Annotated in this window: 24 protein-coding genes, 1 pseudogene and 1 riboswitch; of the genes and pseudogenes, 12 read left to right on the forward strand and 13 right to left on the reverse strand. The window is 71.0% G+C overall.

Going from position 1 to position 26,203, the window contains the following annotated elements; translation table 11 throughout:
* Nucleotides 1-37 precede the first annotated feature (37 nt).
* Nucleotides 38-517, forward strand: coding sequence for a GNAT family N-acetyltransferase (locus tag ACFRMN_RS25865; RefSeq protein WP_383023242.1), 480 nt, complete (start codon nt 38-40; stop codon nt 515-517).
* Between the two features lie 68 nt (nt 518-585).
* Here ACFRMN_RS25865 and ACFRMN_RS25870 read toward each other — a convergent pair whose 3' ends face one another.
* The 3 genes from ACFRMN_RS25870 to ACFRMN_RS25880 form a co-directional block, all read right to left on the reverse strand.
* Nucleotides 586-2,193, reverse strand: coding sequence for a DHA2 family efflux MFS transporter permease subunit (locus tag ACFRMN_RS25870; protein WP_383023243.1), 1,608 nt, complete (start codon nt 2,191-2,193; stop codon nt 586-588).
* Between the two features lie 266 nt (nt 2,194-2,459).
* Nucleotides 2,460-3,470 carry a zinc-binding dehydrogenase gene (locus ACFRMN_RS25875; RefSeq protein WP_383023245.1) on the reverse strand — a complete coding sequence of 337 codons (1,011 nt, stop codon included), beginning with the start codon at nt 3,468-3,470 and terminating at the stop codon, nt 2,460-2,462.
* A gap of 79 nt (nt 3,471-3,549) precedes the next feature.
* Nucleotides 3,550-4,731 carry an FAD-dependent oxidoreductase gene (locus tag ACFRMN_RS25880; protein WP_383023246.1) on the reverse strand — a complete coding sequence of 394 codons (1,182 nt, stop codon included), beginning with the start codon at nt 4,729-4,731 and terminating at the stop codon, nt 3,550-3,552.
* Between the two features lie 100 nt (nt 4,732-4,831).
* Between ACFRMN_RS25880 and ACFRMN_RS25885 the strand changes: the two genes are divergently transcribed.
* Complete coding sequence (locus ACFRMN_RS25885) at nt 4,832-5,533, forward strand: pentapeptide repeat-containing protein (protein ID WP_383023248.1); 702 nt, start codon at nt 4,832-4,834, stop codon at nt 5,531-5,533.
* A 289-nt stretch (nt 5,534-5,822) separates the two neighbouring features.
* Here ACFRMN_RS25885 and ACFRMN_RS25890 read toward each other — a convergent pair whose 3' ends face one another.
* A complete protein-coding gene (locus ACFRMN_RS25890) occupies nt 5,823-6,320 on the reverse strand; it encodes a hypothetical protein (protein WP_129767122.1) in 498 nt (165 codons plus the stop codon).
* 153 nt (nt 6,321-6,473) lie between these two features.
* Between ACFRMN_RS25890 and ACFRMN_RS25895 the strand changes: the two genes are divergently transcribed.
* Entirely contained in the window at nt 6,474-7,877 is a 1,404-nt protein-coding gene (locus tag ACFRMN_RS25895) for a M1 family metallopeptidase (protein WP_383023250.1), read from the forward strand.
* A 169-nt stretch (nt 7,878-8,046) separates the two neighbouring features.
* Here the strand turns inward: ACFRMN_RS25895 and ACFRMN_RS25900 are convergent, their stop codons facing one another.
* A complete protein-coding gene (locus ACFRMN_RS25900) occupies nt 8,047-8,622 on the reverse strand; it encodes a TerD family protein (protein WP_249952186.1) in 576 nt (191 codons plus the stop codon).
* A 222-nt stretch (nt 8,623-8,844) separates the two neighbouring features.
* On the opposite strand from ACFRMN_RS25900, the gene arfB reads away from it, so the two are divergent.
* Nucleotides 8,845-9,276, forward strand: a complete 432-nt coding sequence (arfB, locus tag ACFRMN_RS25905) for an alternative ribosome rescue aminoacyl-tRNA hydrolase ArfB (RefSeq protein ID WP_383023252.1) — start codon at nt 8,845-8,847, stop codon at nt 9,274-9,276.
* 70 nt (nt 9,277-9,346) lie between these two features.
* Here arfB and ACFRMN_RS25910 read toward each other — a convergent pair whose 3' ends face one another.
* Nucleotides 9,347-9,859, reverse strand: coding sequence for a flavin reductase family protein (locus ACFRMN_RS25910; protein ID WP_383023342.1), 513 nt, complete (start codon nt 9,857-9,859; stop codon nt 9,347-9,349).
* Nucleotides 9,860-10,348: 489 nt separating this feature from the next.
* Here ACFRMN_RS25910 and cdgB point away from each other — a divergent pair, with 489 nt between their 5' ends.
* Nucleotides 10,349-12,070, forward strand: coding sequence for a diguanylate cyclase CdgB (gene cdgB / locus ACFRMN_RS25915; RefSeq protein WP_383023254.1), 1,722 nt, complete (start codon nt 10,349-10,351; stop codon nt 12,068-12,070).
* A 222-nt stretch (nt 12,071-12,292) separates the two neighbouring features.
* Entirely contained in the window at nt 12,293-13,342 is a 1,050-nt protein-coding gene (locus ACFRMN_RS25920; protein ID WP_383023256.1) for a CBM35 domain-containing protein, read from the forward strand.
* A 3-nt stretch (nt 13,343-13,345) separates the two neighbouring features.
* On the opposite strand, the gene ACFRMN_RS25925 is transcribed toward ACFRMN_RS25920, so the two are convergent.
* The 4 genes and pseudogenes from ACFRMN_RS25925 to ACFRMN_RS25940 form a co-directional block, all read right to left on the reverse strand.
* Nucleotides 13,346-14,215, reverse strand: a complete 870-nt coding sequence (locus ACFRMN_RS25925) for a ketose-bisphosphate aldolase (RefSeq protein WP_383023257.1) — start codon at nt 14,213-14,215, stop codon at nt 13,346-13,348.
* Between the two features lie 137 nt (nt 14,216-14,352).
* Complete coding sequence (locus ACFRMN_RS25930; RefSeq protein WP_383023259.1) at nt 14,353-15,315, reverse strand: 1-phosphofructokinase family hexose kinase; 963 nt, start codon at nt 15,313-15,315, stop codon at nt 14,353-14,355.
* A gap of 197 nt (nt 15,316-15,512) precedes the next feature.
* Nucleotides 15,513-16,697 carry an N-acetylglucosamine-6-phosphate deacetylase gene (nagA, locus tag ACFRMN_RS25935; protein WP_383023260.1) on the reverse strand — a complete coding sequence of 395 codons (1,185 nt, stop codon included), beginning with the start codon at nt 16,695-16,697 and terminating at the stop codon, nt 15,513-15,515.
* Nucleotides 16,698-16,906: 209 nt separating this feature from the next.
* Nucleotides 16,907-17,821 (reverse strand): annotated as a pseudogene (locus ACFRMN_RS25940) (ROK family protein); the annotation flags it as partial.
* Nucleotides 17,822-18,099: 278 nt separating this feature from the next.
* Here ACFRMN_RS25940 and ACFRMN_RS25945 point away from each other — a divergent pair.
* The 3 genes from ACFRMN_RS25945 (at nt 18,100) to otsB (ending at nt 20,586) form a co-directional block, all read left to right on the forward strand.
* The gene (locus ACFRMN_RS25945) at nt 18,100-19,347 is read left to right on the forward strand and encodes an ABC transporter substrate-binding protein (RefSeq protein WP_383023344.1); all 1,248 of its coding nucleotides are present in this window, start codon (nt 18,100-18,102) and stop codon (nt 19,345-19,347) included.
* A gap of 11 nt (nt 19,348-19,358) precedes the next feature.
* Nucleotides 19,359-19,664, forward strand: coding sequence for a DUF3263 domain-containing protein (locus tag ACFRMN_RS25950; RefSeq protein WP_383023262.1), 306 nt, complete (start codon nt 19,359-19,361; stop codon nt 19,662-19,664).
* A gap of 79 nt (nt 19,665-19,743) precedes the next feature.
* Nucleotides 19,744-20,586, forward strand: a complete 843-nt coding sequence (otsB, locus tag ACFRMN_RS25955) for a trehalose-phosphatase (protein WP_383023263.1) — start codon at nt 19,744-19,746, stop codon at nt 20,584-20,586.
* A gap of 62 nt (nt 20,587-20,648) precedes the next feature.
* Here the strand turns inward: otsB and ACFRMN_RS25960 are convergent, their stop codons facing one another.
* From ACFRMN_RS25960 to ACFRMN_RS25970, 3 genes are all read right to left on the reverse strand, one after another.
* Nucleotides 20,649-22,088 (reverse strand): trehalose-6-phosphate synthase, encoded by a 1,440-nt coding sequence (locus ACFRMN_RS25960; protein ID WP_383023265.1) that lies wholly within the window; start codon nt 22,086-22,088, stop codon nt 20,649-20,651.
* Between the two features lie 155 nt (nt 22,089-22,243).
* Entirely contained in the window at nt 22,244-22,402 is a 159-nt protein-coding gene (locus ACFRMN_RS25965; protein WP_383023266.1) for a hypothetical protein, read from the reverse strand.
* Between the two features lie 56 nt (nt 22,403-22,458).
* Nucleotides 22,459-23,490, reverse strand: coding sequence for a glucosyl-3-phosphoglycerate synthase (locus ACFRMN_RS25970; protein WP_383023268.1), 1,032 nt, complete (start codon nt 23,488-23,490; stop codon nt 22,459-22,461).
* Between the two features lie 178 nt (nt 23,491-23,668).
* A riboswitch (SAM riboswitch) is annotated at nt 23,669-23,798 on the forward strand.
* Between the two features lie 17 nt (nt 23,799-23,815).
* Between ACFRMN_RS25970 and thrC the strand changes: the two genes are divergently transcribed.
* From thrC to ACFRMN_RS25985, 3 genes are all read left to right on the forward strand, one after another.
* Entirely contained in the window at nt 23,816-25,123 is a 1,308-nt protein-coding gene (gene thrC / locus ACFRMN_RS25975; RefSeq protein WP_383023270.1) for a threonine synthase, read from the forward strand.
* A 53-nt stretch (nt 25,124-25,176) separates the two neighbouring features.
* Nucleotides 25,177-25,452 (forward strand): ubiquitin-like small modifier protein 1, encoded by a 276-nt coding sequence (locus ACFRMN_RS25980; RefSeq protein ID WP_383023271.1) that lies wholly within the window; start codon nt 25,177-25,179, stop codon nt 25,450-25,452.
* A 368-nt stretch (nt 25,453-25,820) separates the two neighbouring features.
* Entirely contained in the window at nt 25,821-26,024 is a 204-nt protein-coding gene (locus tag ACFRMN_RS25985) for a cold-shock protein (RefSeq protein ID WP_005315736.1), read from the forward strand.
* Nucleotides 26,025-26,203: the final 179 nt, after the last annotated feature.

Genomic DNA, 26,203 nt, shown 5'->3' on the forward strand with positions numbered 1-26,203 from the left:
TGGCGCCCCAGGTGGGTTTGCGTGCAGGCTGGCGGTCATGATTCGTACCGCTACAGCCGCTGACGTTCCGGTGATCCACGCGATGATCCGTGAGCTGGCGGAGTATGAGAAGGCCCTGGACGAGGCGCGCGCGACCGAGGAACAGCTGCGCGAGGCGCTGTTCGGGGAGCGGCCCGCCGTGTACGCGCATATCGCGGAGACGGAGGACGGGGAGCCGGTCGGGTTCGCGCTCTGGTTTCTCAATTTCTCGACGTGGCGTGGCGTCTGCGGTATCTACCTGGAGGATCTGTACGTACGTCCCGGCCGGCGCGGCGGCGGGCACGGCAAGGCGCTGCTGACGGAACTGGCGCGGATCTGTGTGGAGCGCGGCTATGAGCGGCTGGAGTGGTCGGTCCTGGACTGGAACGAGCCGTCGATCGCGTTCTACCGGTCGCTGGGCGCGCTGCCGCAGGACGAGTGGACGGTGTTCCGGCTGACGGACGGGGCGCTGGGCGCGCTGGGGGCATCGGCCCGGTAGTCCCACACGTACAGGTACGCGTACGTGTATGTGTACGTGTACGTGTACGAGTACGAGTACGGGCGCGGTCAGGCGGCCGGTGCCGCCCCGGCCGCCGCCTCCCGGCTACGCGGCGAACCACCGTTGACGAGCAGTACGGCGATCACCGCGGCGGCCACCAGAATGACGGCCGCCCAGGCCATGGCGACGGTGAAGCCGTGCACGGTTCCGGTGTTCACGATGTCGGCCTTCTGCGCCGGTGTGAGCCCACCCCTCGGCGCCGCCCGCCGCTCCGCCGCGCCGAGATGGGCCGCCAGGTATGTCGCCGTGGCGGTCGTCGCGAGCGTGTTGAGCAGCGCCGTACCGATGGAGCCGCCGATCTGCTGGGCGGTGTTGACGGTGGCGGAGCTGACCCCGGCGTCCCCCGGCGCGACGCCCGTGGTGGCGGTGGCGATGGCCGGCATGAAGGTCAGCCCCAGGCCCAGCCCGAGCAGCAGCGTGCCGGGCAGGATGTGGGTGGGGTAGCTGGAGTGGGTGTCGATGAAGGTCAGCGAGTACAGCCCGGCCGCGGCGAGCAGCAGCCCCGGGCCGAGCAGCAGCCGCGGCGGTACGTAGGGCAGGAGCCGGGCGGAGATCTGGGTGGATCCGACGACGATCGCGGTGGTCAGCGGCAGGAAGGCGAGACCGGTTCTGAGCGGCGAGTAGCCGAGGATGTTCTGAAAGAAGTACGTCATGAACAGGAACGCCCCGAACAGGCCGATGGTCGTCAGGCACATGGTGAGCACCGAGCCGCCGCGGTCGCGGTCGCGGATGATGCGCGGGGGCAGCAGCGGGCCGGGGGCGCGGGTCTGCCACCACGCGAAGACGCAGAGCAGCGCGACGCCGCCGATGAGCAGGCCCAGGACGAGCGGGGCGGTCCAGCCGTGCGTCTCGGCCTCGCTGAGTCCGTACACCAGGGCGACGAGCCCGCCGCAGCCGAGGACGACGCCGGGGATGTCGAGGTGCGCTCCCCGGGTGCCCGCGCGGTCGCTGAGGAGGGTGAGCGCGCCGACGACGGCGATCACGGCGATCGGGACGTTGACGTAGAGGCACCAGCGCCAGCTGAGGTATTCGGTGAGGACACCGCCGACGAGCAGGCCGATGGCGGAGCCCGCGCCCGCGATGGCGCTGAAGATCCCGAACGCCTTGGCCCGCTCGGTGCCACCGGTGAATGTGGTGGTGAGCAGGGAGAGCGCGGACGGGGCGAGGAGCGCGGCGAAGACGCCCTGGAGCGCGCGGGCGGCGAAAAGCATCTCGGGGCCGGTGGACGCGCCGCCGATCGCGGAGGCAGCGGCGAAGCCGATGAGCCCGACGATGAAGGTGCGTTTGCGGCCGACGAGGTCGGCGATCCGGCCGCCGAGCAGCAGCAGACCGCCGAAGGCGAGGGTGTAGGCGGTGATCACCCACTGCCGGTTGCCGTTGGTGAGGCCGAGTTCGCGCTGGGCGGAGGGCAGGGCGATGTTCACGATGGTGGCGTCGAGTACGACCATGAGCTGGGCCGTCGCGATGACTGCCAGGGCCCACCAGCGGTGGGTGTCGACCGCGGCGCCGGGCTCCGGGGCGGGGTTCGGGCCGGGCTCAGGGGCGGGTGGCCGTGGGGGCGGCGGCGGGGGCGGCTGCGGGGGCGGCTGTGCGCCGGATTCCGGCGGGTCACTCATCGAGATCGTCCCTCACCGCCGTCACCCGCCCTCACCGCCCTCACCGCCCTCACCGCCCTCACCCGCCCGATCTCTGGATCTCTGATCTCTGGATCTGTGCCGGATCATCCTGAATCGTGACAAACCTCTGCACAGGACACCATGAATCGGTGGGCTTCGCTTCTCGCGACCGCTCGGATGAGGCCAGGGGCTACGAGGGATGCCGTACCGGCGCTGGACCCCCGTCCCGGCGCCGGTACGGGGTCTCTTCCCCCGCTTGTGGCGGTTTACGGCTCCAGGACGACCTTCCCCATCGTTCCGCGGGTCTCCAGCGCCCGGTGGGCCCAGGCCGCGTTCGCCAGCGGGAAGCGCTGTACGGCGGGGCGCAGCCGGCCCGCGGCGGCCTCGGCGAGTGAGCGCTCTTCGAGCGCGCGGACGTCGCCGCCCGCCTTGGCGATCATCACCGGCCCGAGGACGGACTCGGAGGTGATGCCGCGCTCCGTCAGTTCCCCGTCGGTGAAGGTCAGCGGCTTTCCGTCGTGCAGCCCCTCGCCCGACCAGCCGAAGACGATGTGTTTGCCGCCCTTGCCGAGGAGGTCGACGGCGGCGCGCCCGGTCGCCCCGCCGACGGAGTCGAAGACGACGGTCGCGCGCCGGCCGCCCAACCGGTCGCGCAGTTGGCCGCGGACCTGCTCCGGCCAGTCGGGGAGGGTGTAGTCGACGGCGAGATCGGCGCCGTTCCCGGCGACCCGCGTGACCTTGGCCGCGCCGCCCGCCAGACCGATGACGGTGGCGCCGGCGTTCTTCGCGTACTGGACGAGGAGCGTGCCGATGCCGCCCGCCGCCGCCGGTACGAGGACGATGTCGTCGGGGCCGAGGTCCGTGAACTGGAGGATGCCCATGGTCGTTCGGCCCGTGCCGATCATGGCGACGGCCTCGGCCTCGTCGAGCCCGGCCGGGATCTCGTGGAGCCGCGCGGTGTCGGTGACGGCCAGCTCCGCGTAACCGCCGGGGGCCATCCCGAGATGGGCGACGACACGCTTGCCGAGCCAGCCCGCGTCCACGCCCTCGCCGAGCGACTCGACCGTACCGGCGACCTCGCGGCCGGGGATGGTGGGCAGTTCGGCGGGGGCGCCGTACGGGCCCGGCATCCCTCCGCGCAGGGCGGTGTCGAGGAGATGGACCCCGGCCGCGGCGACGGCGATCCTGACCTGGCCGGGGGCTGGTACGGGGTCCTCGGTCAGCTCGTGAAGAAGGTTCTCGGCGGGGCCGAAGGCGTGGAGGCGGATGGCGTGCAAGGCGGGCTCCCAGGAGTGTCCGGTGTACGAAGTTGTCCGGTGTACGGGGCACAGCCAATGACCTCAAGCATGCTTGAGGTCAAGCGATGCCGGAGCTCCGCTTCCTGAGGGCCGAGAGCTGCTGGACGGCCAGCGCCGCCGCGCCGATCCCGCTGTTGAACGACACCTCCGCGAGCACTCCGGGCGCGGCGACCTGGTCACCCGCGAGGAAGACGCCCTGGCCGCGGTCGATATGGGGCCGGTCCCGCCAGGTGGTGCCGGGCGGATCGACGGCTCCGGTACGGCCGGTCGCGACGGACTCGCGCCGCCAGGCCGTACGCGTGCGCCAGCCGGGGAACCCCAGGTCGAGCAGGTTCTCGGCGCGGGCGATGCCGTCGGACCTGGACTCGTCGGGCCCGACCGGGAAGTGGCCCTGGAGCAGTTGCTCACCGGCCGGGGCGAGGGACGGGTCCTGTGCGGTGAACCGTTCGAGCCAGCCGGGCGCGTCGAGGTCCGAGACGATGAACGGGTCGCCCCCGCGCGTACGCAGCGCGAGATCGAGCAGCGCGGTACGGCCGCCGGTCCAGCGCAGACCGTCGTCCTTGAGGAGGCCGCGGGCCGCTTCCAGGGAGGTCGCGACGATCACGGGGGTGTGCTCGGGGAGGCGGTCGATCCGTACCGCTGTCTCGATACGTACGCCCAGACTCCGGGCGTGCGCGGCCATCCGGTCGGTCAGCCGGCCCCAGCCGCCGATCGGGTAGCGGGCCTCGGGCGGCAGGGCGGCGGTGCGCCGCAGCCGCTCCTGGACGAACGCGGCGGAGAGCGAGCCGGGGTCGTGGTGGAAGAGGGCGACGGCGGTGTAGTGCGCGGCGGCGCGCGCGACGTCGGCGCCGGCCAGTTCCGTGGCCCAGGTCATGAAGTCGATGTCCACCGGGGCGGTTTCGGCCTTCCGGCGGGAGAGGGCGAATACTCCGAGGGGCGGGGTCCTGCGCAGGGCGCCGCCCCGGTGGAAGCGGAAGCGGTGGCTCTCGCGCAGGGGCGGGGTCGCCATGGGACCGAGGAGATCGCGCCGTCGCAGCCAGGCCCAGTGCGGCCCGCGGCTGTAGAGGGCGTGCGGCCCGTCGTTGACCGCGTACGGGCCTTGAGCTGTGCGGCCCCGGCCGCCGAGGGTCTGATGGGCCTCGTACAGGGTGACGGCGGCGCCCGACTCGGCGGCGCTGATGGCAGCGGTGAGTCCGGCGAAGCCCCCGCCGATGACGGTGACGCGATGGCTGGGATACATGGACTGTCTCTCTCCTTCGCTCGCTCTACCGTTATGACGGGAAGTGGACAGCTGGTTGTGACATCGGTGCGTTGTCAGTGGTGTACGTCACCATGGGGGCATGGCACGGAAGACAACGAAGAGCGGTGGGGCGAGCGGCGCGGGCGGGGCGGGCGGGGTCCCGGCGGCGCGGCGGGCAGAGGTACGGCTGCCGCCACTGAGCCCGTACGGCGGCGGGCTTGAGCCGGACGGCGATTACGACGGGCTGGAGTTCAAGGACCTCGACCTGTCGGGGCAGGAGGGGCCCGGCTCGCGGTTCATCGACTGCGCGCTGCGGGACTGCGGGCTGGACGAGACGGCGCTGGGGCGGGCGCGGTTCATCGATTCCGTACTGAGCGGTGTCCGGGGGGTGGGCACGGATCTGTCCGGGGCGTCGCTGCGCGATGTGGAGGTGGTGGACGCACGGCTGGGCGGGACGCAGCTGCATGGCGCCGTGCTGGAGCGGGTGCTGATCCGGGGCGGGAAGATCGACTATCTCAACCTCCGGAAGGCCCGGCTCAAGGACGTGGTGTTCGAGGGCGTTGTCCTGTCCGAACCGGACTTCGGGGGAGCGGAGCTGGTACGGGTCGAGTTCCGGGACTGCGTGCTCAGGCGGGCCGATCTGAGCGGTGCGCGGATGAAGGACGTCGATCTGCGGACGGTCGCCGAGCTGGATATCGCGCGGGGCCTGGACCGGCTGGCGGGGGCGGTCATCAGCTCGGCCCAACTGCTGCATCTGGCACCGGCGTTCGCGGCGCAGATCGGGGTGCGGGTGGAGGACTGATGGGGCCCTGCCCTTCGAAGGCCCCGACCCTGGGGGGATGGGGTCGGGGCCTTCGTGGTGCTCCAGAGGCACGGCCTTTTGTGGGGGGAGGAAACGGTCGCCCGATTCCCGGCGGTGCCCCGGCAGAACCTCGTCTGCCCGGCGCGGGGGGATGTACGCCTGCCGATCCGGAAATCGATGGGTGGGGTCTGTGGCCGCGATGTGGGGGGTGTGAGGTGGGAGCCGTGAGGTGGGAGCCGTGAGGCGGCCCCGCCCGGGGTGGTCAGCTGCGGGGGTCAGCTGCGGATGGTCAGCTGCGGGGGAAGCGGGACTGGAGGTCCCAGACGATCGGGTTGTCGGCCAGGCCCTCGTGCATATCGGCGAGATCCGCGATCAGATCGTGCAGGAAGTCGCGCGCCTCACGGCGCAGCAGACGGTGGCTGAAGGTGAGCGGCGGCTCGTCGCCGGGCATCCAGTCGGCCTCCACATCGACCCAGCCGAAGCGCCGCTGGAAGAGCATGCGGTCGGCGGACTCGGTGAAGTCCAGCTCGGCGTACTGCGGCTTCGCCGCGCGGCTGCCGCGCGGATCGCGGTCGAGCTGCTCCACGATGTCGCACAGCGCCCAGGCGAAGTCGAGCACCGGCACCCATCCCCAGGCTGTGGACACCTCGCGGTCCGCGTGGGTGTCCGCGAGATAGACGTCCCCGCAGAACAGGTCGTGCCGCAGCGCCCGGACGTCCGCGAGGCGGTAGTCGGTCTGCGGGGGATCGGGAAAGCGCCGGGAGAGGGAGTAGCCGATGTCGAGCACGGGCCCGATGGTGTCACGGCCGTCCCGGCGGACCCGTGGGGTGGTCACCGGCCCGCGCCCCGGTGACCCGATGACCCCGTGACCTGGTGACCTGGTGACCCGGCGAGTCCCTGCCGACCGGCGAGTCCTCGCCACCCGGCCTACGATCACCGGGTGTACCCGCGCCCGGCACTCCGCCTCGCCTCCGCCCCCGCACTCCCCGTCGCTCTGGTCCTCTCCCTCGTCCTCGGCGGCTGTGGGCCGGGCAGTGGCGTGCACGGCAGGCCGGGCGCCGCGAGCCTGCGCGATCCCTACTTCCCGCGGATCGGCAACGGCGGCTACGACGTCCAGCACTACGGTCTGACCCTCGACTACGCGCCGGACGCCGGCCGGCTCAACGGCACCGCCGAGATCACCGCCCGCGCCACCCAGGACCTCAGCGCCTTCAACCTCGATCTCGACGGGCTGACGGTGGACTCCGTGACCGTCGACGGCGAGAAGGCCGCCTTCCACCACGCCGGTACGGAACTGACGCTGCGCCCCGGCGACGACCTCCGCCGGGGTGCCACCTTCCGTACGGTCGTCCGCTACTCCGGCGTACCCCGGCGCATCACCGACCCCGACACATCGGAGGAGGGCTGGCTCCGGTCCGGGCAACGCGCGGTCGGGCTGGGGGAGCCGACCGGCTCGATGGCGTGGTTCCCGGGCAACCACCACCCGAGCGACAAGGCGTCGTACGACATCCGGATCACCGTGCCCGAGGGGCTGACGGCCGTCTCCAACGGTGAACTGCGCGAGGAGCGCACGGCGGACGGGCGCACGTCCTTCGACTGGCACTCGGCGGAGCCGATGGCGAGCTATGTGGCCATGGTCGCCATCGGGCCGTACAAGACGCGGGCGACCGACGGGGCGAAGGGGATGGTGCCCAGCTACACGGCGGTCGATCCGACCGTCGCCAAAAGCGGCGCGCGGCTCCTCAAGGAACTCCCCCGGATCGTGAAGTGGCAGGAGAAGACCTTCGGGCCGTACCCCTTCTCCTCCACGGGTGTCGTCATCGGGCGGCCGGGCGACTCCGGATACGCCCTGGAGACCCAGAACAGGCCCTTCTTCCCCGGCCCCACCAGCGTCGCGACGCTGGTCCACGAGATGGCCCACCAGTGGTTCGGCAACTCCGTGACCCCGAAGTCCTGGCGGGACATGTGGCTCAGCGAGGGTTTCGCGGAGTACACGGAGTGGCTCTGGACGGAACACACCGAGCGCGTACCGGTCCGCCAGAGCTTCCTCGACGCGTACGACGCCGACGCGAACTGGACGTTCCCGCCGGCGCATCCGCCCAGCGCGGTCAACATCTCCGACCCGCCGGTGTACGGACGCGGCGCCATGGTGCTCCAGCGCGTACGGGAGACCGTGGGCGACGCCGCCTTCTTCCGCATCGTGCGCGGCTGGGCCCGGACGTTCCGTCACGGCAACGCCGACACCCATGACTTCACGACGTACGTGGAACGGGAGTCGGGCCGCGACCTCGGAGAGTTGTGGGACACCTGGCTGTACGGGGAGGAGAAGCCGTCGCTGGACTAGTGGTGTCGGGGGTGGAGCCGAGGTCAGGGGCGGCCCCCACCCGCCATCGAACGCACCGGGTGACCCCGACTACCCCTCCGCCCCACGCCCCAACCCGTACACGCCGGTGGGCCCCGGCCGGAGCCGGGGCCCACTCATTACGCACGCTGTTGTTCGCGCGGCGTTCGTGTCAGAGATTGACGCCGAAGTCCGTGGCGATGCCCACGAGGCCCGAGGCGTAGCCCTGGCCGACCGCGCGGAACTTCCACTCCGCGCCGTTGCGGTACAGCTCACCGAAGACCATCGCGGTCTCGGTGGCGGCGTCCTCGCTCAGGTCGTAGCGGGCGATCTCGGTGCCACCGGCCTGGTTGACGATGCGGATGTACGCGTTCCGCACCTGGCCGAAGTTCTGGCTGCGGGTCTCGGCGTCGTAGATCGAGACCGGGAAGACGATCTTGTCGACGTCGGCCGGCAGACCCGCCAGGTTGACGTTGATCGCCTCGTCGTCGCCCTCGCCCTCGCCCGTGCGGTTGTCACCCGTGTGGACGATCGTCTGGTCAGGCGTCGACTTGTTGTTGAAGAAGACGAAGTGGCTGTCGGAGACGACCTTTCCGCCCCCGTTCACCGCGATCGCCGAGGCGTCGAGGTCGAAGTCGGTGCCGGTGGTGGTACGGACGTCCCAGCCAAGGCCGACCGTGACGGCGGTCAGGCCCGGTGCCTCCTTGGTGAGCGAGACGTTGCCGCCCTTGGACAGGCTTACAGCCATGGGGATGTCCCTTTCGTTGTCTGTGCGGGCTTCGAGTGGTCCCGAAGCTACCGTCACCCGGCATAACGTAGGCAGAGGTCCGGGAGGTTCCGCACCCCTTTACTTTCTTTACCCGGAGTGGACGCGCGCCCGGGCGAAACCGGGGGGCGGCGGGGGAGCCCCCGGGGCAACGCCGGGGAAAAGAGGGTGACGGAAGCCGGCCGGACACGGGACCATAGGGGTATGTCCGGACCCGCTCATGTCATCCGCGGTTCGGTCTCCCTGCCGGAGGCCGAACTGATGTGGCGTTTCTCAAGGTCCTCCGGGCCCGGCGGACAGCACGTCAACACCAGTGACTCGAAGGCGGAACTGCGCTTCGATCTCGCGAAGACGGAAGCGCTGCCGCCGGTGTGGAAAGAACGCGCGCTGGAACGGCTCGCGGATCGGCTGGTGGACGGCGTGATCACCGTACGCGCGTCGGAGCACCGCTCCCAGTGGCGCAACCGCGAGACCGCGGCCGTACGGCTCGCCTCCCTGCTGGCGGAAGCGACGGCCCCGCCGCCGCGCCCGCGCAGGAAGACGAAGATCCCGCGCGGGATCAACGAACGCCGGCTGCGCGAGAAGAAGCAGCGCGCCGAGACGAAGCGCGGCCGTACCGGCCGCGACTGGACCTGAAGCCCGGGCCCGGTACGGGTACCGGCACGGGGATCAGTCGTGGCGGTGGCGGTGTGTCCGTCCGCCGATCCTACGAACCCAGTTGCCGGTAGCGCCCCTTGAAATACATCAGCGGGCCGCCCTCCGCGCTGGGCAGCTCCGCCGTCAGCACCCGGCCGATGACCAGCGTGTGGTCGCCCGCCTCGATCCGCTGTTCCGTACGGCATTCCAGCCCCGCCAGCGAGCCCCCGATCAGCAGCGCGCCGCTCACCTCTCCCCGGCGGTACGGGATGTCCTCGAACAGCAGCCGGTCGCTGATCCGGCCCTTCATCGCGAACCGGCCCGCGACATGCCGCTGGCTCTCGGAGAGCAAGGAGGCCGCCCACAGCGGCTGTTCGGTGAGCAGGTCGTCCATACGGGAGCCGTTGCGCACGCTGACCAGCACCAGCGGGGGGTCCAGCGAGACCGACATGAAGGCGGTCGCCGTCATCCCGGCGTCCTCGCCGCGCGGTCCGGTGGCGCTCAAAGGGGGTTCGTGCGCTGTCACCAGCACCACACCCGAGGCCAGCCGGGCGAGGGCGGCGCGGAACTCTTCGTTGCTCACCCCTTCAGGATGGGGGATGGTGTCGATGGCGTCGGTACGGGTGTCAGGGGTCGTCTGGTGCACGGAAGAGACGCTAGCCGCAGCCATTCCCACCCGCATCGGGCCAGGGGACCAGCCCGGTCCTAGGACCAGGAGCGGGACAGGAGCGGGACAGGAGCGGGACAGGTTCGCGACCGGATCGCCATGGCGCCCGCCCCGCGCGGTCACGGACCCGCCCCCCGCGCGCTTCCCGCTGCCAGAAGCACCCTCGCCCGCGTCCCACAGCCCGTCCGTCACCCCCTCCGAATTTGCGATCAAGAAAGTGCGGGAGCGCTCTCACCAGGCCGTCCATCCCTTCATCGGGCCATGTGACTTGACTCACAGAGTGCGGTATTTGTTGACCCTGTGTACCGAGCGCGCAGCTCCCTGTGATTCAGTGGCGATGCCAGTGCAGGACGAGAGCCGATGAGAATCCTGGAGTTGCTGTCGAGGTCTCGGGGAGAGCGAGCAATGGAGACCGAGTCGGAGCCGTATGTCCGTCTTGCGACCCTGCGGCAGTTGCATGAGGCCGTCGCCGACCTCAACACCGCCCGCAGCCTTGCGGACACCCTGCAGACCGTGGCCGACGGTGTCGTCTCCGGGCTCGGGTACGAACTGGCCTGCGTCAATGTCGTCCAGGCCGACGGTGACCTCGTCGTCGCCGCCTTCGCCGGAAGCCCCGCCGCGGAGGCCCTGATCACCGGCCGCGTCGGCTCCCGGGCCTCCTGGGAGCGGCGCCTGCTGATGGGCGAGAGCTGGGGCGAGCTGCGCTTCATACCGCACACCGAGGGCTGGGTGCTGCTGGAGGACGACGTACCGCAGTGGTACACCGAGGGCCCCGATCCCCGCTTCGAGGACGAGTGGCACCCCCAGGACCGGCTCTACGCCCCGATGTACGCCTCCGGCGGCGGGAGCGAGCTGCTCGGCGTCATCTCCGTCGACCGGCCGCGCGGCGGGCGCCGGCCGGGCCCCTGGGGACAGGAAGCGCTCCAGATGTACGCGTCCCAAGCCGCCATTGCGATCAGTAACGCTCGGCTCCGAGCAAATATGCAGCGCGCGCTGGTCCGGCTCGAACGGGAACAGCAGGCGCTGCGGGCCAGTGAGGAATCCTTCCGCCAGGCATTCGAGTACGCACCCAGCGGGATGGCCATCGCCGAGATGGGCGGTGACCAGCACGGCCGGCTGCTGCGGACCAATGACGCCCTCTGCCGGCTGCTGGGCCGCCCGGCCTCCGTGATGCGCCGCCACTCGTTCTCCGATCTGGTCCACCCCGAGGACATCGGGACCCTCCTGCGCACCTCCGCCGAGGGCGGCCGCGCCGAACTGCGGCTGCTGCGGCGCGACGGCACGTATGTCTGGGTCTCGCTGCGCAACTCCGTGGTCGCCGACACCGCCGACGGCCCGCGCTTCCTGCTCACCCACGTCGAGGACATCGAGGAGCGCAAGAGCCGCGAACTCCAGCTCGCGCACCGCGCCTCGCACGACTCGCTCACCGGCCTGCCGAACAGCGCCGAGCTGCGCTCCCGCCTCAGCGCCCGGCTCTGTTCGCGGCCCCACGCGATGCGGGAGACCGCGGTCGAGGCGCTGGACGCGGCGTACGGAGGGTACGAGGGCACCGTCCTGTACGAGCCCGGATACGACGCGTACGACGGCTATGACGGCTATGACCAGTACGAGGAGCGCGGCGGCAGCCAGGGCGGCGGGCACTCGGCCGTCCCCGCGGTCGGCGGGGCGTCCCTCGACAACCATGTGCACATGGTCGCGCCCAACGACGACCCCGAGGCCGACGACGGCACGAAGGGCCTCGCCGTTCTCTTCTGCGACCTCGATGGCTTCAAGTCCATCAACGACCGGTTCGGCCACAACACCGGCGACGCGGTGCTGATCGAGGTCGCGCGCCGGCTGACCACCGGCGTACGGGACGGGGACACCGTCGCGCGCCTCGGGGGTGACGAATTCGTCGTTCTCGCGGACGGACTCGGTTCTGCGGACGCCGCCGATCTCGCCGTACGGCTGCGGAACGCGATCATTCCGCCGATCAGGGTCGACGGCCGGGCGGTCCGGGTCGGGGCGAGCTTCGGTATCAGCTGGGCGAGCTGCGGAATGTCGGTGGAGGAAGTACTGCAATCCGCTGACCAGCGGATGTATATCGAGAAGCGGTCGCGCAGCAAGGTTCCCCGGCGTGCGGGGTAGGCGCTCTCCGACGGGTCCTCCGGACGCGTCGGGGGGAGTCCCACAGGTGTCGGAAAGGGTCCCGGAGCCGTTCGGGACAGGGCTGGGACATCTCTGCGATCCGTTGTTCACCCACGGGTCGCAGACTGGCTGCCACCCGTCAAGGCCCGTCCGTGGCCTTGCCCATTCGAGGTAGGCTCGGCCGGTCGGCGACGCTGGCGAGATGGTAAGGAGTGACCAGGGATGACGGCCGGGAACAACGGCGCGAGCACGCCCGAGGACGACGATCCGTTCGGCTATCTGTACGAGGACGGACAGGCGGCGGGCGCCAATCAGCGACGCCAAGGCGGCTACGGCTACCCCGGTCCGGCCGCGCAGCCCGGCGTGCCCAGGACTTCGTACAACCAGGTCAGGACGGTCGGCGAGCGCCAGTACGGTCAGCAGCAGGCGGTCCCGCCGCAGCAGGCGCCGTACGGCCAGCAGCCGCAGTACGGCCAGGCTCCCTACGGCCAGCAGCAGGCGCCCCAGGGCCAGGCGCCCTACGGTCAGGCGCCGTACGGCCAGCAGCAGAACCCGCACTACGCGGCCCCCGAGACCCACCCCGGCGGTGCCACCACCCGCCAGGTGCCGGCCCAGCGGGGCGGCGGACGCGGCAGCGGCCCCAACACCAAGGGCCTGCTGATCGGCGCGATCGCCGTCGTCGCGGTGGTCGTGATCGGTATCACGGCCGCGCTGCTCACCAACAACGACGACAAGAACAACAACGCCGACCCGACCCCGACCGGCGGCCCGACGTCCTCGGCAGACCAGTCGCAGCAGCCCACCGACGAGGCGAGCGGCAAGGACGACGACACGTCGCCCGACGGGATCGGCCTCCCCAAGCAGGACGCGGCGACCCTCAAGCTGGGCCCGCCCGCCGTCCTCGCGACGGACATCGACGGCGCCCAGGGCACCAACGGGTCCTATGTGACCGGCTTCAACGCCGTCGGGGCGTCCGTGACCTGGACCGCCGACATCAAGGAGGCCGGCTCCTACGCGCTGTCCGTGCGCTACGCCATACCCGCCAAGGACGCCAACGCCACCCTGACCGTCAACGGCAAGGCGAACAACTCCCCGCTCGGGCTGAAGAACTTCATCAGCTCCAACGACCCCGACTGGGCGAAGAACTGGCAGACCACGTGGGCGCCGGTCGAGCTCAAGAAGGGCAAGAACACCCTCAAGATCTCCTGCGAGCAGGGCAATCAGTGCGACGCCATTCTCGACTGGCTGGAGGTCACGCCCCCCAAGGGGTAGTGATCACGACCCCGTGGAGTCCACGGAGCCGACCACCCGCAGGAAACCCGCCACCGTCCCGGCCATCGCCTCGCGAGCCGGGACGAGGTATTTCCGGGGGTCCACCGTCGTCGGATGCGCCGCGAGATAGTCCCGTACGGCGCCGGTGAAGGCCGTGTTGAGGGCCGTTCCCACATTGATCTTGACCATGCCCGAGGCGACCGCCCGGCGGATCTCCTCGTCCGGGACGCCGGACGAACCGTGCAGGACCAGGGGTACGGGGACGGCGTCGCGCAGCGCGGCGATCAGGGTGTGGTCGAGAGCGGCCGTGCGGCGGGTCATCGCGTGGGACGAGCCGACCGCGACGGCCAGCGCGTCCACACCGGTCTCGCCGACATAGACGATCGCCTCGGCCGGATCCGTACGTACCCCCGGGGCGTGTGCGTCGAGGGACGGTTCGCCGTCCTTGCCGCCCACCGCGCCCAGTTCCGCCTCGACCCAGATGCCGTGGTCATGGCCCCAGCGCACGGCCTCGGCGGTGGCCGCGAGGTTGTCCGCGTACGGCAGCTTCGACGCGTCGAACATCACCGAGCTGAAGCCGGCCCCGGGCGCGGCCCGCAGCAGCGCGGCCGATTCGACATGGTCGAGATGGAGGGAGAGCGGCGCGGAGGAGGCGCGGGCGACGGCCGCCGCGGCGGCGGTGACCGCGACGGGATCGCCGCCGTGGAACTTCACCGCGTTCTCCGATATCTGGAGGATCGCGGGCGCCCCGGCCCGTTCGGCGCCGCCGGCGATCGCCTCCGCGTGCTCCAGGGTGATGACGTTGAAGGCGGCGATCCCGTGGCCCGCGTTCCTTGCGGCGGTGACGAGTTCACCGGTGCTGACGAGTGGCATGCGTGCCTCAGTCCTTCCAGCTTCCGACTCCCCGGATTCCAGCTTCCGACTCCCCGGATTCCGGCTCCCAGCTTCCGGATTCCGGATTCCGGCTTTCGGTTCGGTCCTCGGCCCCGACGCTACGGTCCGGCCCGACGCTACGGTCCGGGGTGTTCCGTCACCGTCACCCGCGGCAGCAGCTCCTCGTACGCCTCCGCGTCGAACTCGCCCGCCGCCGGGGCCAGGACCGTCGCCGTGGCCAGGGCGACCGCGCGGGCCAGCCGGGCCGGCCAGGGCAGGTGCTCGACGAGGCCCGAGAGCAGCCCGGCCACCGCCGAGTCGCCCGCGCCCGTCGGGTTGCCCTTCACGGACGCAGGCGGGGTCGCCTGCCAGATTCCGTCCGGGGTGGCCGCGAGGATGCCGTCGGGGCCGAGCGAGGCGATAACGGCGTGCGCGCCGCGCCTGCGGGCGTCGCGCGCGGCGCGCAGCGGCTCGCGGGAGCCGGTGAGCCGGGCGAGTTCGTCGGCGTTCGGCTTGACCAGATCGGGGCGGGCGGCGACGCCGCGGCGCAGCGGTTCGCCGCTGGTGTCGAGGAGGACCGGGACGCCCGCGGCGCGGGCCCGGCGGATCAGCTCGGCGTACGCGCCGACATGGATGCCGGGCGGCAGGCTGCCGCACAGGGCCACGGCGTCGGCGCCGGTGAGCAGCCGCTCGTACGCGCCGAGGAAGTCGGACCACTCGGCGGAGGAGATGGTCGGGCCCGGCTCATTGAGCTGGGTGGTGTCGCCGCTCGTCTCGTCGACGACGGCGAGGGTACGGCGGGTGGACCCGGAGATCGGTACGAGCGCGTCCACCGGCCGGCTCCTGGAGCCCCCGGCCCCGGCCCCGGCCCCGTAGCCGCGGTCGCCGAGCAGTTCCCGCAGTACATCGCCCGTCCGGCCGCCCGCGAACCCCGTCACCACCGTCTCGTGGCCCAGCGCCGACAGCACCCGCGCGACGTTCAGGCCCTTGCCGCCAGGACGTTCGGCGACCTCGCTGACGCGGTGCGTGGTGTGCGGGACCAGCGCGGGGGTGCGGTACGTGATGTCCAGCGCGGCATTGAGCGTGACCGTGACGATCATCCGTCGCACCCCCAAGAAACGCGCTCGTTCGGCCGGATTACTGGCTCGGCCGAATACTGGCTCGGTCGATTGCCGGCTCGGCCGGTTGCTCGCCCGGCCCGATTACCGGAGCGATCATGCCAAACAGAAGGCGGTAGGCCCAGACCCCGGGCCGACCGCCTTCGTATGGCTTTCCTCGTACTTGCGGCTAAATCAACCTACTTGGGTTCAATCACCCATTCGCCCTTGTGCAGGACACCCTTGACCGAGAACTCCTCGTCCAGGACCACCAGGTCCGCGTCCTTGCCCGGTTCCAGCGAGCCGACCTTGTCGTACACGCCGAGCAGCCGCGCCGGGTTGGCGGAGATGGCCCGCACGATGTCCTCCACCGGCAGCCGGTCCACCGTCGCCGCCCGCTTGAACGCGATGTCCTGGGTCAGCGTGGAACCGGCGATCGAGCCGCCCTCCACCAGCCGCGCGACGCCCTCCTTGACCTCGACGGCGAGCGGGCCGAGCTCGTAGCGCCCGTCGCCGAACCCGGCCGCGTCCATCGCGTCCGTGACGAAGGCGACCCGGCCCGCGCCCGCGCGGTGGAACGCCAGCTCCAGGGCCGCGGGGTGCAGATGCGTACCGTCGTTGATCAGCTCGACCGTGACCCGCTCGTCCTCCAGCAGCGCGGCGATCGGTCCAGGAGCGCGGTGTCCGAGCGGCGGCATCGCGTTGAAGAGATGTGTCGCGACGGTCGCGCCCGCGTCGATGGCCTCCACGGTCTGCTCGTACGTCGCGTCCGTGTGGCCGACGGCGGCGATCACGCCGTGCTCCGCGAGCAGCCGTACGGACTCGATGCCGCCCGGCAGCTCGGTGGCGAGCGTGACCATCCTGGCCGTGCCGCGCGCCGCGTCGAGCAGCTTGCGCACCTCGGCCGGGTCGGGGTCGCGCAGCAGCGCCTCGCTGTGGGCGCCCTTGCGGCAGGGGGAGATGAACGGGCCCTCGAAGTGGATCCCGGCCAGCTCACCCTGCTCGACCAGCTCGGAGAGGAAGCCGGCGCGGTGGGCGAGGAAGTCCATCTCGCCGGTGACGGTGGAGGCGACGAGGGTGGTGGTGCCGTGCTCGCGGTGCGTACGGATGCCGGTGAGTACGTCGTCCACCGAGCCGGAGGTGAACGACGCGCCGCCGCCGCCGTGGTTGTGCATGTCCACGAAGCCCGGGACGATCCAGTGGCCGGAGAGATCCAGCGAGGCGGCGTCGTCGTGGGCGGCGCCCGCGATCCGGCCGCCCTCGATGATCACCCGCCCGCCGTCCACGGTTCCGGTGGGCAGCACCACCCGGGCGCCGGTGAGAACGGTGCTTCCGGCGCGTGGGGTGCGTGCGGCGTGCGCGGCGCGTGGGGCGCTAGCGGCCATCAGGCGGATACCTCCGTGGCGAGTGGTTCGTCGGCGGGCGGGTCGGTGTCGTCGCTGCGGTGCGGCTGGGCGGCGTGGGCTTCGGTGGGGTGCGCTTCGGCGGGGTGCGCTTCGGTGGGGTGCGTGTTTGCCGGGTACGCGTTGGCCGGGTGCGCTTCGGTGGGGTGCGCTGTGGTGGGTCCCGCTCCGGCGGACGGCTGCTGGGCGGCGGCGAGCAGGTCCCAGGCCAGCAGCCCCGCGCCCAGACAGCCGGCGGTGTCGCCGAGGGCCGCCGGGACGATCTCGGGCAGTTTCTGGAACGTCACCCGCTCCTCGACCTTGGCCCGCAGGGGTGTGAACAAGGTTTCCCCGGCTTCGGCGAGACCGCCACCGATGATGAGCGTTCGGGGGTCGAGCAGGGTGAGCGCGGTGACCAGCCCGGCGGCGAGCGCGTCGACCGCGTCGAGCCAGACCCGTACGGCGGCGGGGTCGCCGGACTCCACGGCCTTCGCGCAGTCGGCGGCGTCCGCCTCCGGGTCGCCGCTCGCCGCCGCCCAGGCGCGGGTCACGGCCGCGGCGGAGGCAAGGGTCTCCAGACAGCCGCGCTGGCCGCAGCCGCAGTCGGGCCCGTCGGGGCGGACCACGACATGGCCGATCTCACCCGCGTAACCATGGGCACCGGCCTCGATGGCGCCCGCGATACCGATGGCCCCGGCGATCCCGGTGCCCAGCGGCACGAACAGGAACCGGTCGGCCCCCCGGCCCGCGCCGAGCCGCCCCTCGGCGAGACCGCCGGTGCGTACGTCGTGACCGAGCGCGACGGGTACGCCGCCGAGCCGGGCGCCGAGCAGCTCGCGCATCGGCACGTCGCGCCAGCCGAGGTTGGCGGAGTACAGCGCGATACCGCGCTCGGCGTCGACGATGCCGGGCACGGCGACCCCGGCGGCGACCGCGCTCTCCCCGAAGTGCTCGATGCCGTACGCGCGCAGGTCCGCGGCGAAGCCGAGGATGGTCTCCACGACGGCCTCGGGCCCGTGCTCTCTGCCGGTGGCCCGCCGCGCTTGGTGCAGCAGCGCGCCGTCCGCCCCCACCAGGGCGGCTTTCATACCGGTGCCGCCCACATCCAGGGCGATGACGTGTCTCACGGGAACAGTCTCGCGCGTAGACCCGTGAAAGGTCTAGTCCACTGCCCAGGATTGTTGAGTCTCCATACAAACGCGGAACCCGTTGGGCAAACGCGGAAGCCCGTCGAGCCATGGGTTGGGCGTTGCCTAAGTGAAACCAATCCCAGGTGGACCCGAAACCTCCGGATGAGGGAAAATCACTTGCTTCATAACAGTGCGTCACGGGGGACCGACTGGGGCCTTACGCGCAATCGAAGAACAAGGGCGGGAACACAGCTGTGCGACAGCGCTATCTGGGAATGACCGCGGCGATAGCCGCATGGGGCATGACAATGGCGCTGGCGGGCTGCGGCAGTACGGGAGGGTCCGGGGACGTCACCCTCAAGTTCGTCGCCGCGGACTACGGCACCAACTCCGAGAACGGCTCAGAGAAGTACTGGTCCGCGCTCGCCTCGGCGTTCGAGTCCGAGAACCCCGGGATCAAGGTCGATGTCAGCATCCGTCCCTGGAAGACCGTCGACAGCGATGTCGCCACGATGGTCGGGGAGGACCAGGCCCCCGACATCGCGCAGGTCGGCTCGTACGCCAACTACGCGAAGCAGGGCGAGCTCTACGCCGCCGACGAAGTGCTCTCCGTCCCCACACAGGCGAACTTCCTCTCCCAGCTCGCCGACGCGGGCAAGGTCAACCGCATCCAGTACGGACTGCCGTTCGTCGCCTCCACCCGGCTGCTCTTCTACAACAAGAAGCTCTTCGACCAGGCCGGTCTCGACGCCCCGAAGAACTGGGACGACATCCAGTCCAACGCGGAGGCGCTCAAGGCGACGGGCGTGACGACACCGTTCGCGCTGCCGCTGGGCTCCGAGGAGGCGCAGGGCGAGACCCTGATGTGGCTGCTGAGCGGCGGGGGCGGCTACACGGACACCGCCGACGGCTCGTACAACATCGACTCGCCGCAGAACATCAAGACGTTCCAGTGGCTCCAGAAGGAGCTTGTCGGCAAGGGGCTGACCGGGCCCGTCGCGCCCGGCAAGCTGGATCGCGCCACCGCCTTCAAGGCGTTCAGCAGCGGTCAGGTCGGCATGCTCAACGGACATCCCTCCCTGATGGAGGAGGCCGCGAAGCAGGGCGTCAAGGTCGGGATGGTGCCGCTGCCCGGCGTCAACGGCAAGGCCAAGGCGTCCATGGGCGTGGCCGATTGGATGATGCCCTTCAAGCAGAACGGTCACCGTACGGAGATCGGCAAGTTCCTGGACTTCGCGTACAACGACAAGAACGTGATGTCCTTCGCCGGGCAGTACGACCTGCTGCCGGTCACCTACAGCGCGAACGAGGCGATGGCGGCGGACCCGCAGTACGCGGATCTGCGCGAGTTCCTGGACGCGCTGCCCACTTCCGAGCTGATTCCGTACGGCAAGAACTCGTGGGGCAGAGTGAGCGACAGCTTCAAGAAGAACATCGGCAAGGCGGTCGAGCCCGGCGCCAGCCCGTCGAACGTCCTGGGCGGGATCGCCAGGGACGCGGCGGCGGCCGAGGCCGCCGAGTAGCGTGTGGTCATATGACCGCGTCTGACCCCACCGACCCCGCTGACCTCGCTGACCCTGCTGACCTCGCTGATTCCGAGGACGTACGTGGTCCCGAGGGGCTGTCCGAGCGGGACCGTGCCGTGCTCGCCATGGAGCGGCGCGGCTGGCCGGGCCCCGGGGCCAAGGAGCGGGCGATCAGGGAGGGGCTGGGCCTGTCGCCGACCCGCTACTACCAGCTGCTGGGCGCGCTGCTGGACGATCCGCTGGCGCTGGAGCACGACCCGGTGACGGTGAACAGGCTGCGGCGGGTCAGGGACGAGAGACGCCGCCGCCGTTAGCGCCGGTAGATGTCCTCGCGGGGAGCCTCCATTGGCCGGACAGGCTCCCCGCGGTGGCGGGCGCCGCTAAGGTCGGGGCATGGGCAGCAACCCGTACCCCCTGCCGCGACCGACCACCCCCGCCGGCGCCGATGGTCTGGCCGCGCTTCTCGCGCGGCCCGGCAAGGCCGTCGTCGCGCTCGACTTCGACGGCACTCTCGCCGAGATCGTCCCCGACCCCGAACAGGCCCGCGCGCACCCGCGCGCCGTCCCCGCCCTGGCCGCGCTCGCGCCGCATGTCGCGTCGGTCGCGGTCGTCACCGGCCGCCCGGCCGGGGTCGCGGTGCGGTACGGCGGCTTCGCCGGTGTGCCGGGACTGGACCACCTCGTGGTCCTCGGCCACTATGGCGCCGAGCGCTGGGACGCCGTCTCCGGCACCGTCCGTGCCCCCGCCCCGAACGAGGGCGTCGCGGCGGTCCGCGCCGAACTCCCCGGCGTCCTCGACCGGTTCGGCGCCTGGCGTGGCACCTGGATCGAGGAGAAGGGCCAAGCGGTCGCGGTCCACACCCGCCGCGCCTCCGACCCGCAGGCCGCCTTCGACGCCCTGCGCGACCCGCTGGCCGAGCTGGCGGCCCGCCACGGCCTGATCGTCGAACCGGGCCGTATGGTCCTGGAGTTGCGCCCGCCCGGCATGGACAAGGGGGTCGCGCTGCTGGAGTACGTACGCGAGGTCGGCGCCGAGACGGTCCTGTACGCGGGCGACGACCTGGGCGACCTCCCGGCCTACGCGGCGGTCGAGAAGCTTCGCTCGGACGGCCACCCGGGGCTGCTGATCTGTAGCGGCACCGAAGTGCCGGAACTGGCCGAGCGCGCCGACCTGCCGTTGCCGGGACCGGCGGCGCTGGCGGACTTCCTGGCGGCGCTGGCGGAAGCGGTCGCCTGACGGCTGACGGCTGACGCCTGACGCGCCCGGCATCCCCGGCATCCCCCGGCATCCCCGTCGTGTCAGGCGCGCAGCGCCGTCAGCTGGTCCAGGAACCACTGCTGCGGCGGCAGCGCCGTCGCCGCCGCGGCGAGCCGCTTGGCGCGCTCCGCGCGCTCGTCGGCCGGCATGGACAGCGCCTCGTGGAGAGCCGCCGCCGTGGCGCTGATGTCGTACGGGTTCACCACCAGCGCGTCCTCGCCCAGCTCCTCGTACGCCCCCGCCTCCCGCGAGAGCACCAGCGCGCAGCCGCGCTCCGAGATGAGGGGGATCTCCTTCGCGACCAGGTTCATGCCGTCGCGGATCGGGTTGACCAGCGCCACGTCCGCCAGCCGGTAGGCGCCCAGCGAGCGGGCGAAGTCGTCCCGGACATGGAGGACGACCGGGACCCAGCCCTCCGTGCCGAACTCGGCGTTGATCTCGTCGGCCACCCGCTGGACCTCGGCGGTGTAGTCGCGATAGACCGCCAGGTCCTGCCGGGACGGGTAGGCGAAGGCGACATGGACGACGCGTTCGCGCCATTCCGGGCGGTCGGTCAGCAGCAGCCGGTAGGCGAGCAGGCCGCGCACGATGTTCTTCGACAGTTCCGTACGGTCCACCCGGACGATGGTCTTCCGCTCCTCGCCCGTGCTCGTACGGCCGATCTGCCCGCGCAGGGTCACGATCCGCTCGGCCACGTCCGGGCGGTGCGCGCGCTCGCGCAGGAAGTCGCCGTCCACGCCCAGGCCGTGCACGCCGATCTGTGTCTTTCCCGTGCCGCCCGTCCCGCCAAGCAGCTCCGTACAGCACGCCGTGAACGCGTCGGCCCACCGGTGCGTCAGAAAGGCCGCGCGGTCCGCGCCGAGGATGCCGCGCAGCAGCTGGCGCGCGATGTCGTCGGGCAGCAGCCGGAAGTAGTCGACCGGGGCCCAGGGGGTGTGCGAGAAGTGCCCGATCCTCAGGTCCGGGCGCAGGGCGCGCAGCATCCCGGGCACCAGCGCCAGGTGGTAGTCCTGCACCAGCACGGCCGCGCCGTCGGCCGCCTCGTCGGCCAGCGCCTCGGCGAAGGCGCGGTTGTACGTCTCGTACGACGCCCATTGCGCGCGGAACTCCGGGCCGAAGGACGGCTCCAGCGGGGTCTGGTAGAGCAGGTGGTGGACGAACCAGAGCGCGGAGTTGGCGACGCCGTTGTACGCGTCCGCGTACACGTCGGGTGCGATGCCCAGCATCCGCACCCGCTGCCCGCCCGTGTCTGCGGGGTCGAGCCGGCCGCCCGTACGCCGTACCGCCTCGCGGTCGCCGTCCCCCAGCGCCGCGCACACCCACACCGCGTCCGCGTCCGACCCGATGGCCGACAGGCCGGACACCAGCCCGCCGCCGCCACGCCTGGCCTCCAGCGAGCCGTCGTCCCGCGGTGAGTACGAGACGGGGCCGCGGTTGGACGCGACGAGGACCTGGGCCCGGGAGGGCGGCTCGGTAACCATGTGCCGAAACCTAGCCAGTCACGGAAACGCTCAAACGTACGGACGCGGCCATGTCGACGGCCGTGCCCGCCCGCCACTGGGTGGGTACGCCCGTCACCGGGTGGGGCACGGCCGTCACCGGATGGGGCACGGCAGCCGCCGGGTGGGTGCGGCCGTCAGTCCCGCCGGCCGCGCAGAGCGGCCAGCGCGACCACCCCGGCGCCGCTCAACGCCAGCACCACCCCGCCCAGCAGCCACAGCCGCTCCGCGGCGCTTCCCGCCGCGGCCGGAAGCGCGTGCACAGCGGTCAGAGGCCCGGTCAGTGCTCCAGCCACCACATGATTCATGCCCATAAGCGGGCAATGTAGATAATTCACATGATCGCATTCGGTTACGCCGCGCGTCCGGCCGTGTACTCCGCGATCTCCCGGACCGGCGGCCGTTCCTCCGTGTCCACCGCGTGCGTACGCGGTACGAAACCGTTCTCGCCGCGCTCGAACTGCGTCAGCTCAGGCCGTACCAAGTGCGCCCGGGACAGCCGCAACTGCGCCGTACGGTAGATCGCCGCGGCCATCCGCCCCAGCGCCCGCTCGTCCTGGTGGCGGTGGATCCGTACCCCGACGTCGACCTGCCCCAGCGCGTCGAGACCCGCCATGTGCAGCGCGTCCACGAGCAGCCCCAGCTCCACGCCGTACCCGACGGGGAACGGCAGCCGCTCAAGCAGCGAGCGCCGCGCCGCGTACTCGCCGCCCAGCGGCTGGACGAAACCGGCCAGCCGGGGCCAGTGCAGATTGAGCAGCGGCCTGGCCACCAGCTCGGTCACGCGCCCGCCCTGACCGTTCTGGCCGCCCAGGCCGCCCAGGCCGCCCTGGCCACCCAGGCTGCCCAGACCGTTCTGGCCGTTCTTGCCGGGAGCTCGTCCCGCCGCGGGCTGGTGCAGTGGACGGTCGTACATCGCCTTCACGAACTGCACGTCCTGATCGGTCAGCAGCGGCCCCACGACCCCGGACACGAAATCGGCCGAAAACCGCTTCAGGTCGGCGTCCACGAAGCAGACGATGTCGCCGCTCGTCACCAGCAGCGACCGCCACAGCACCTCGCCCTTCCCGGGCAGCGCCGGCAGCCGCGGCAGTATCGCGTCCCGGTGCTCCACGCGCGCGCCCGCCGCCGCGGCGACCGCGGCCGTACGGTCGGTGGAACCGGAATCGACCACCACCAGTTCATCGACGAGCCGCACCCGCTCCATCAGTTCGCGCCGGATCACGGAGACGATCTCGCCGACCGTCTCCTCCTCGTTCAGCGCCGGAAGGACCACACTCACCGTCGAGCCGCGCGCGGCTTTCGCCACCGTCAACCGGTCGAGCGGGCGGTCGGCCACGGACCAGGAACGCCTGGTCAGCCAGTGCTCCACCTCTTCCAGCACGGTCGGTACTCCCTGTGCGTGTGCGTACGTGTGCCATGAACGTGATCCATCTCGCGGTGCGGACGACTATCTCAACCGTGCGCTCCGTCGGTTACAGTCTTGAACAACACGAATGACCACCGCATGCCGGGGGTCGTTACGTGAATAAACGCGTCGGACCCCGGGTCCGGCGCCATAGCGCTCATCCAGAGGGACTGAGGGAACGGCCCGTTGAAGTCCCGGCAACCCTCCCGCCGACCATTCGAGGTCACGGTGGGGAAGGTGCCAATTCCGTCTCGTGGCGAAGTACGTCGCGAGGAAGATGAGGAGAAAGGGCCTCGCCTCCATGGCTGTGCAGACCGCCGTACAGAACGCCGACTCCGACGCCGATGTCAGCCCGGTCGATCTCGGACCCGCCGCCGCGCTCTCGTGCCGCGAATGCGGAGAGCGTTTCGACCTCGGCCCCATTTTCGCCTGTGCCAGCTGTTTCGGGCCGCTCGAAGTGGCGTACGACCTGCCGAGCGGCACCCCCGAAGAGCTGAAGAAGCGCATCGCCGAGGGCCCGGACAACATCTGGCGCTACGCGCCGCTGCTGCCCGTCCCCGCCGATGTGGCCACGAAGCCCAACATCAACCCCGGCTTCACCAAGCTCGTCAAGGCCGACAACCTCGCCCGTGAACTGGGCATCACCGGCTCCCTGCACATCAAGGACGACTCGGGCAACCCCACGCACTCCTTCAAGGACCGCGTCGTCGCCATCGCCGTCGAAGCCGCCCGCGCCTTCGGATTCACCACGCTCTCCTGCTCCTCCACGGGCAACCTGGCCGGCGCCGTCGGCGCCGCCGCCGCCCGCGCCGGCTTCCGCTCCTGCGTGTTCATCCCGCACGACCTGGAGCAGGGCAAGGTCGTCATGGCGGCGGTCTACGGCGGTGAACTCGTCGGCATCGAGGGCAACTACGACGACGTCAACCGGTTCTGTTCCGAGCTGATCGGCGACCCGCTGGGCGAGGGCTGGGGCTTCGTCAACGTCAACCTGCGCCCGTACTACGGCGAGGGCTCCAAGACGCTGGCGTACGAGATCTGCGAGCAGCTCGGCTGGCGCCTGCCCGACCAGATCGTCATCCCGATCGCCTCGGGCTCGCAGCTCACGAAGATCGACAAGGGTCTCCAGGAGCTGATCAAGCTCGGCCTGGTCGAGGACAGGCCCTACAAGATCTTCGGCGCCCAGGCCGAGGGCTGCTCGCCGGTGTCCACCGCCTTCAAGGCCGGACTCGACGTCGTACGGCCGCAGAAGCCGGACACCATCGCCAAGTCCCTGGCGATCGGCAACCCGGCCGACGGCCCGTACGTCCTGGACATCGCCCGCCGCACCGGCGGAGCCGTCGAGGACGTCACCGACGAACAGATCGTCGACGCGATCAAGCTGCTGGCGCGCACCGAGGGCATCTTCGCGGAGACGGCCGGGGGTGTGACCGTCGGCGTGACGAAGAAGCTGATCGAGGCCGGTGTCCTCGACCCGGCGCTGACCACCGTCGTCCTGAACACCGGTGACGGTCTCAAGACGCTCGACGCCGTCGCCCCGACGACCGGCCCGACGGCGACCATCCGCCCGAGCCTGGACGCGTTCCGCGACGCCGGCCTGGCCGGCAGCTGACGACCACACACGACGTTTCCGACGTTTCGGAAGACGGAAGGCAGAACACCACCATGAGCGTCAACGTCCGCATCCCCACCATTCTCCGCACATACACCGGCGGCAAGGCCGAGGTCGCCGCCGAGGGGGCGACCCTCTCCGAGGTGATCGAGTCCCTGGAGGCCAGCCACCCGGGCATCGCCGCCCGCGTCCTGGACGACCAGGGCAAGCTGCGCCGCTTCGTGAACGTGTACGTGAACGACGACGACGTCCGCTTCGAGCAGGGCCTGGAGACCGCCACCCCGGCGGGCGCCGGCGTCTCGATCATCCCCGCCGTCGCCGGGGGCTGATTCCCCGGATTTCCTCCGCTCTGTGACTGGTACGGCCCCCTCCGTAAGAGAAGCGGAGGGGGCCGTTCTACATGGTTGAGCGCGGTACAGTATGGGAACGCCGCGCTGTCGCCCCTGCCGAACGCATGCGAGAACGCGACAACATGGGGTCGAAGTCGGAGTGCCGTATGCGCCGTAGGTGCGCTTTGCCCGGCCCGACTTGCCCTGGAACGCAGGGAATTCAACGCTATGCGTGTTCAGCCATGCCCAGAATTCTCGTCCGATTGACCTGTTGCAGAGGGCAGTTGGGCAGATACATTCAGCCGCGGTCGACGCGTTCCGACGCGAAGTGTGGCCCCGTGCAAGGGCCAGTAATAGGGGAGTTAGGCATGGCTCAGGGCACCGTCAAGTGGTTCAACGCGGAGAAGGGCTACGGCTTCATCGCGGTAGACGGTGGTGCGGATGTATTCGTCCACTACAGCGCGATCCAGATGGACGGTTACCGCACCCTTGAAGAAGGTCAGCGAGTGGAGTTCGAGATCTCGCAGGGCCAGAAGGGTCCGCAGGCGGACATGGTCAAGCTCGCCGTCTGATCCCGGCGCGATCGGCCACCGACGCACTGACGTACGTACTCACGCTCACGCTCACGCTCACGCCGAAGGGTCCGCACCCCCGAACAGGGGATGCGGACCCTTCGGGCGTTCCGGAGGCATGCGTTCCGGAGGGGGTCGGAGGGGGGCCGGAGGGGCCGCTGCGCACTGGAGGAGCTTGC

Source organism: Streptomyces sp. NPDC056835, from assembly GCF_042789485.1.
Classification (GTDB): domain Bacteria; phylum Actinomycetota; class Actinomycetes; order Streptomycetales; family Streptomycetaceae; genus Streptomyces.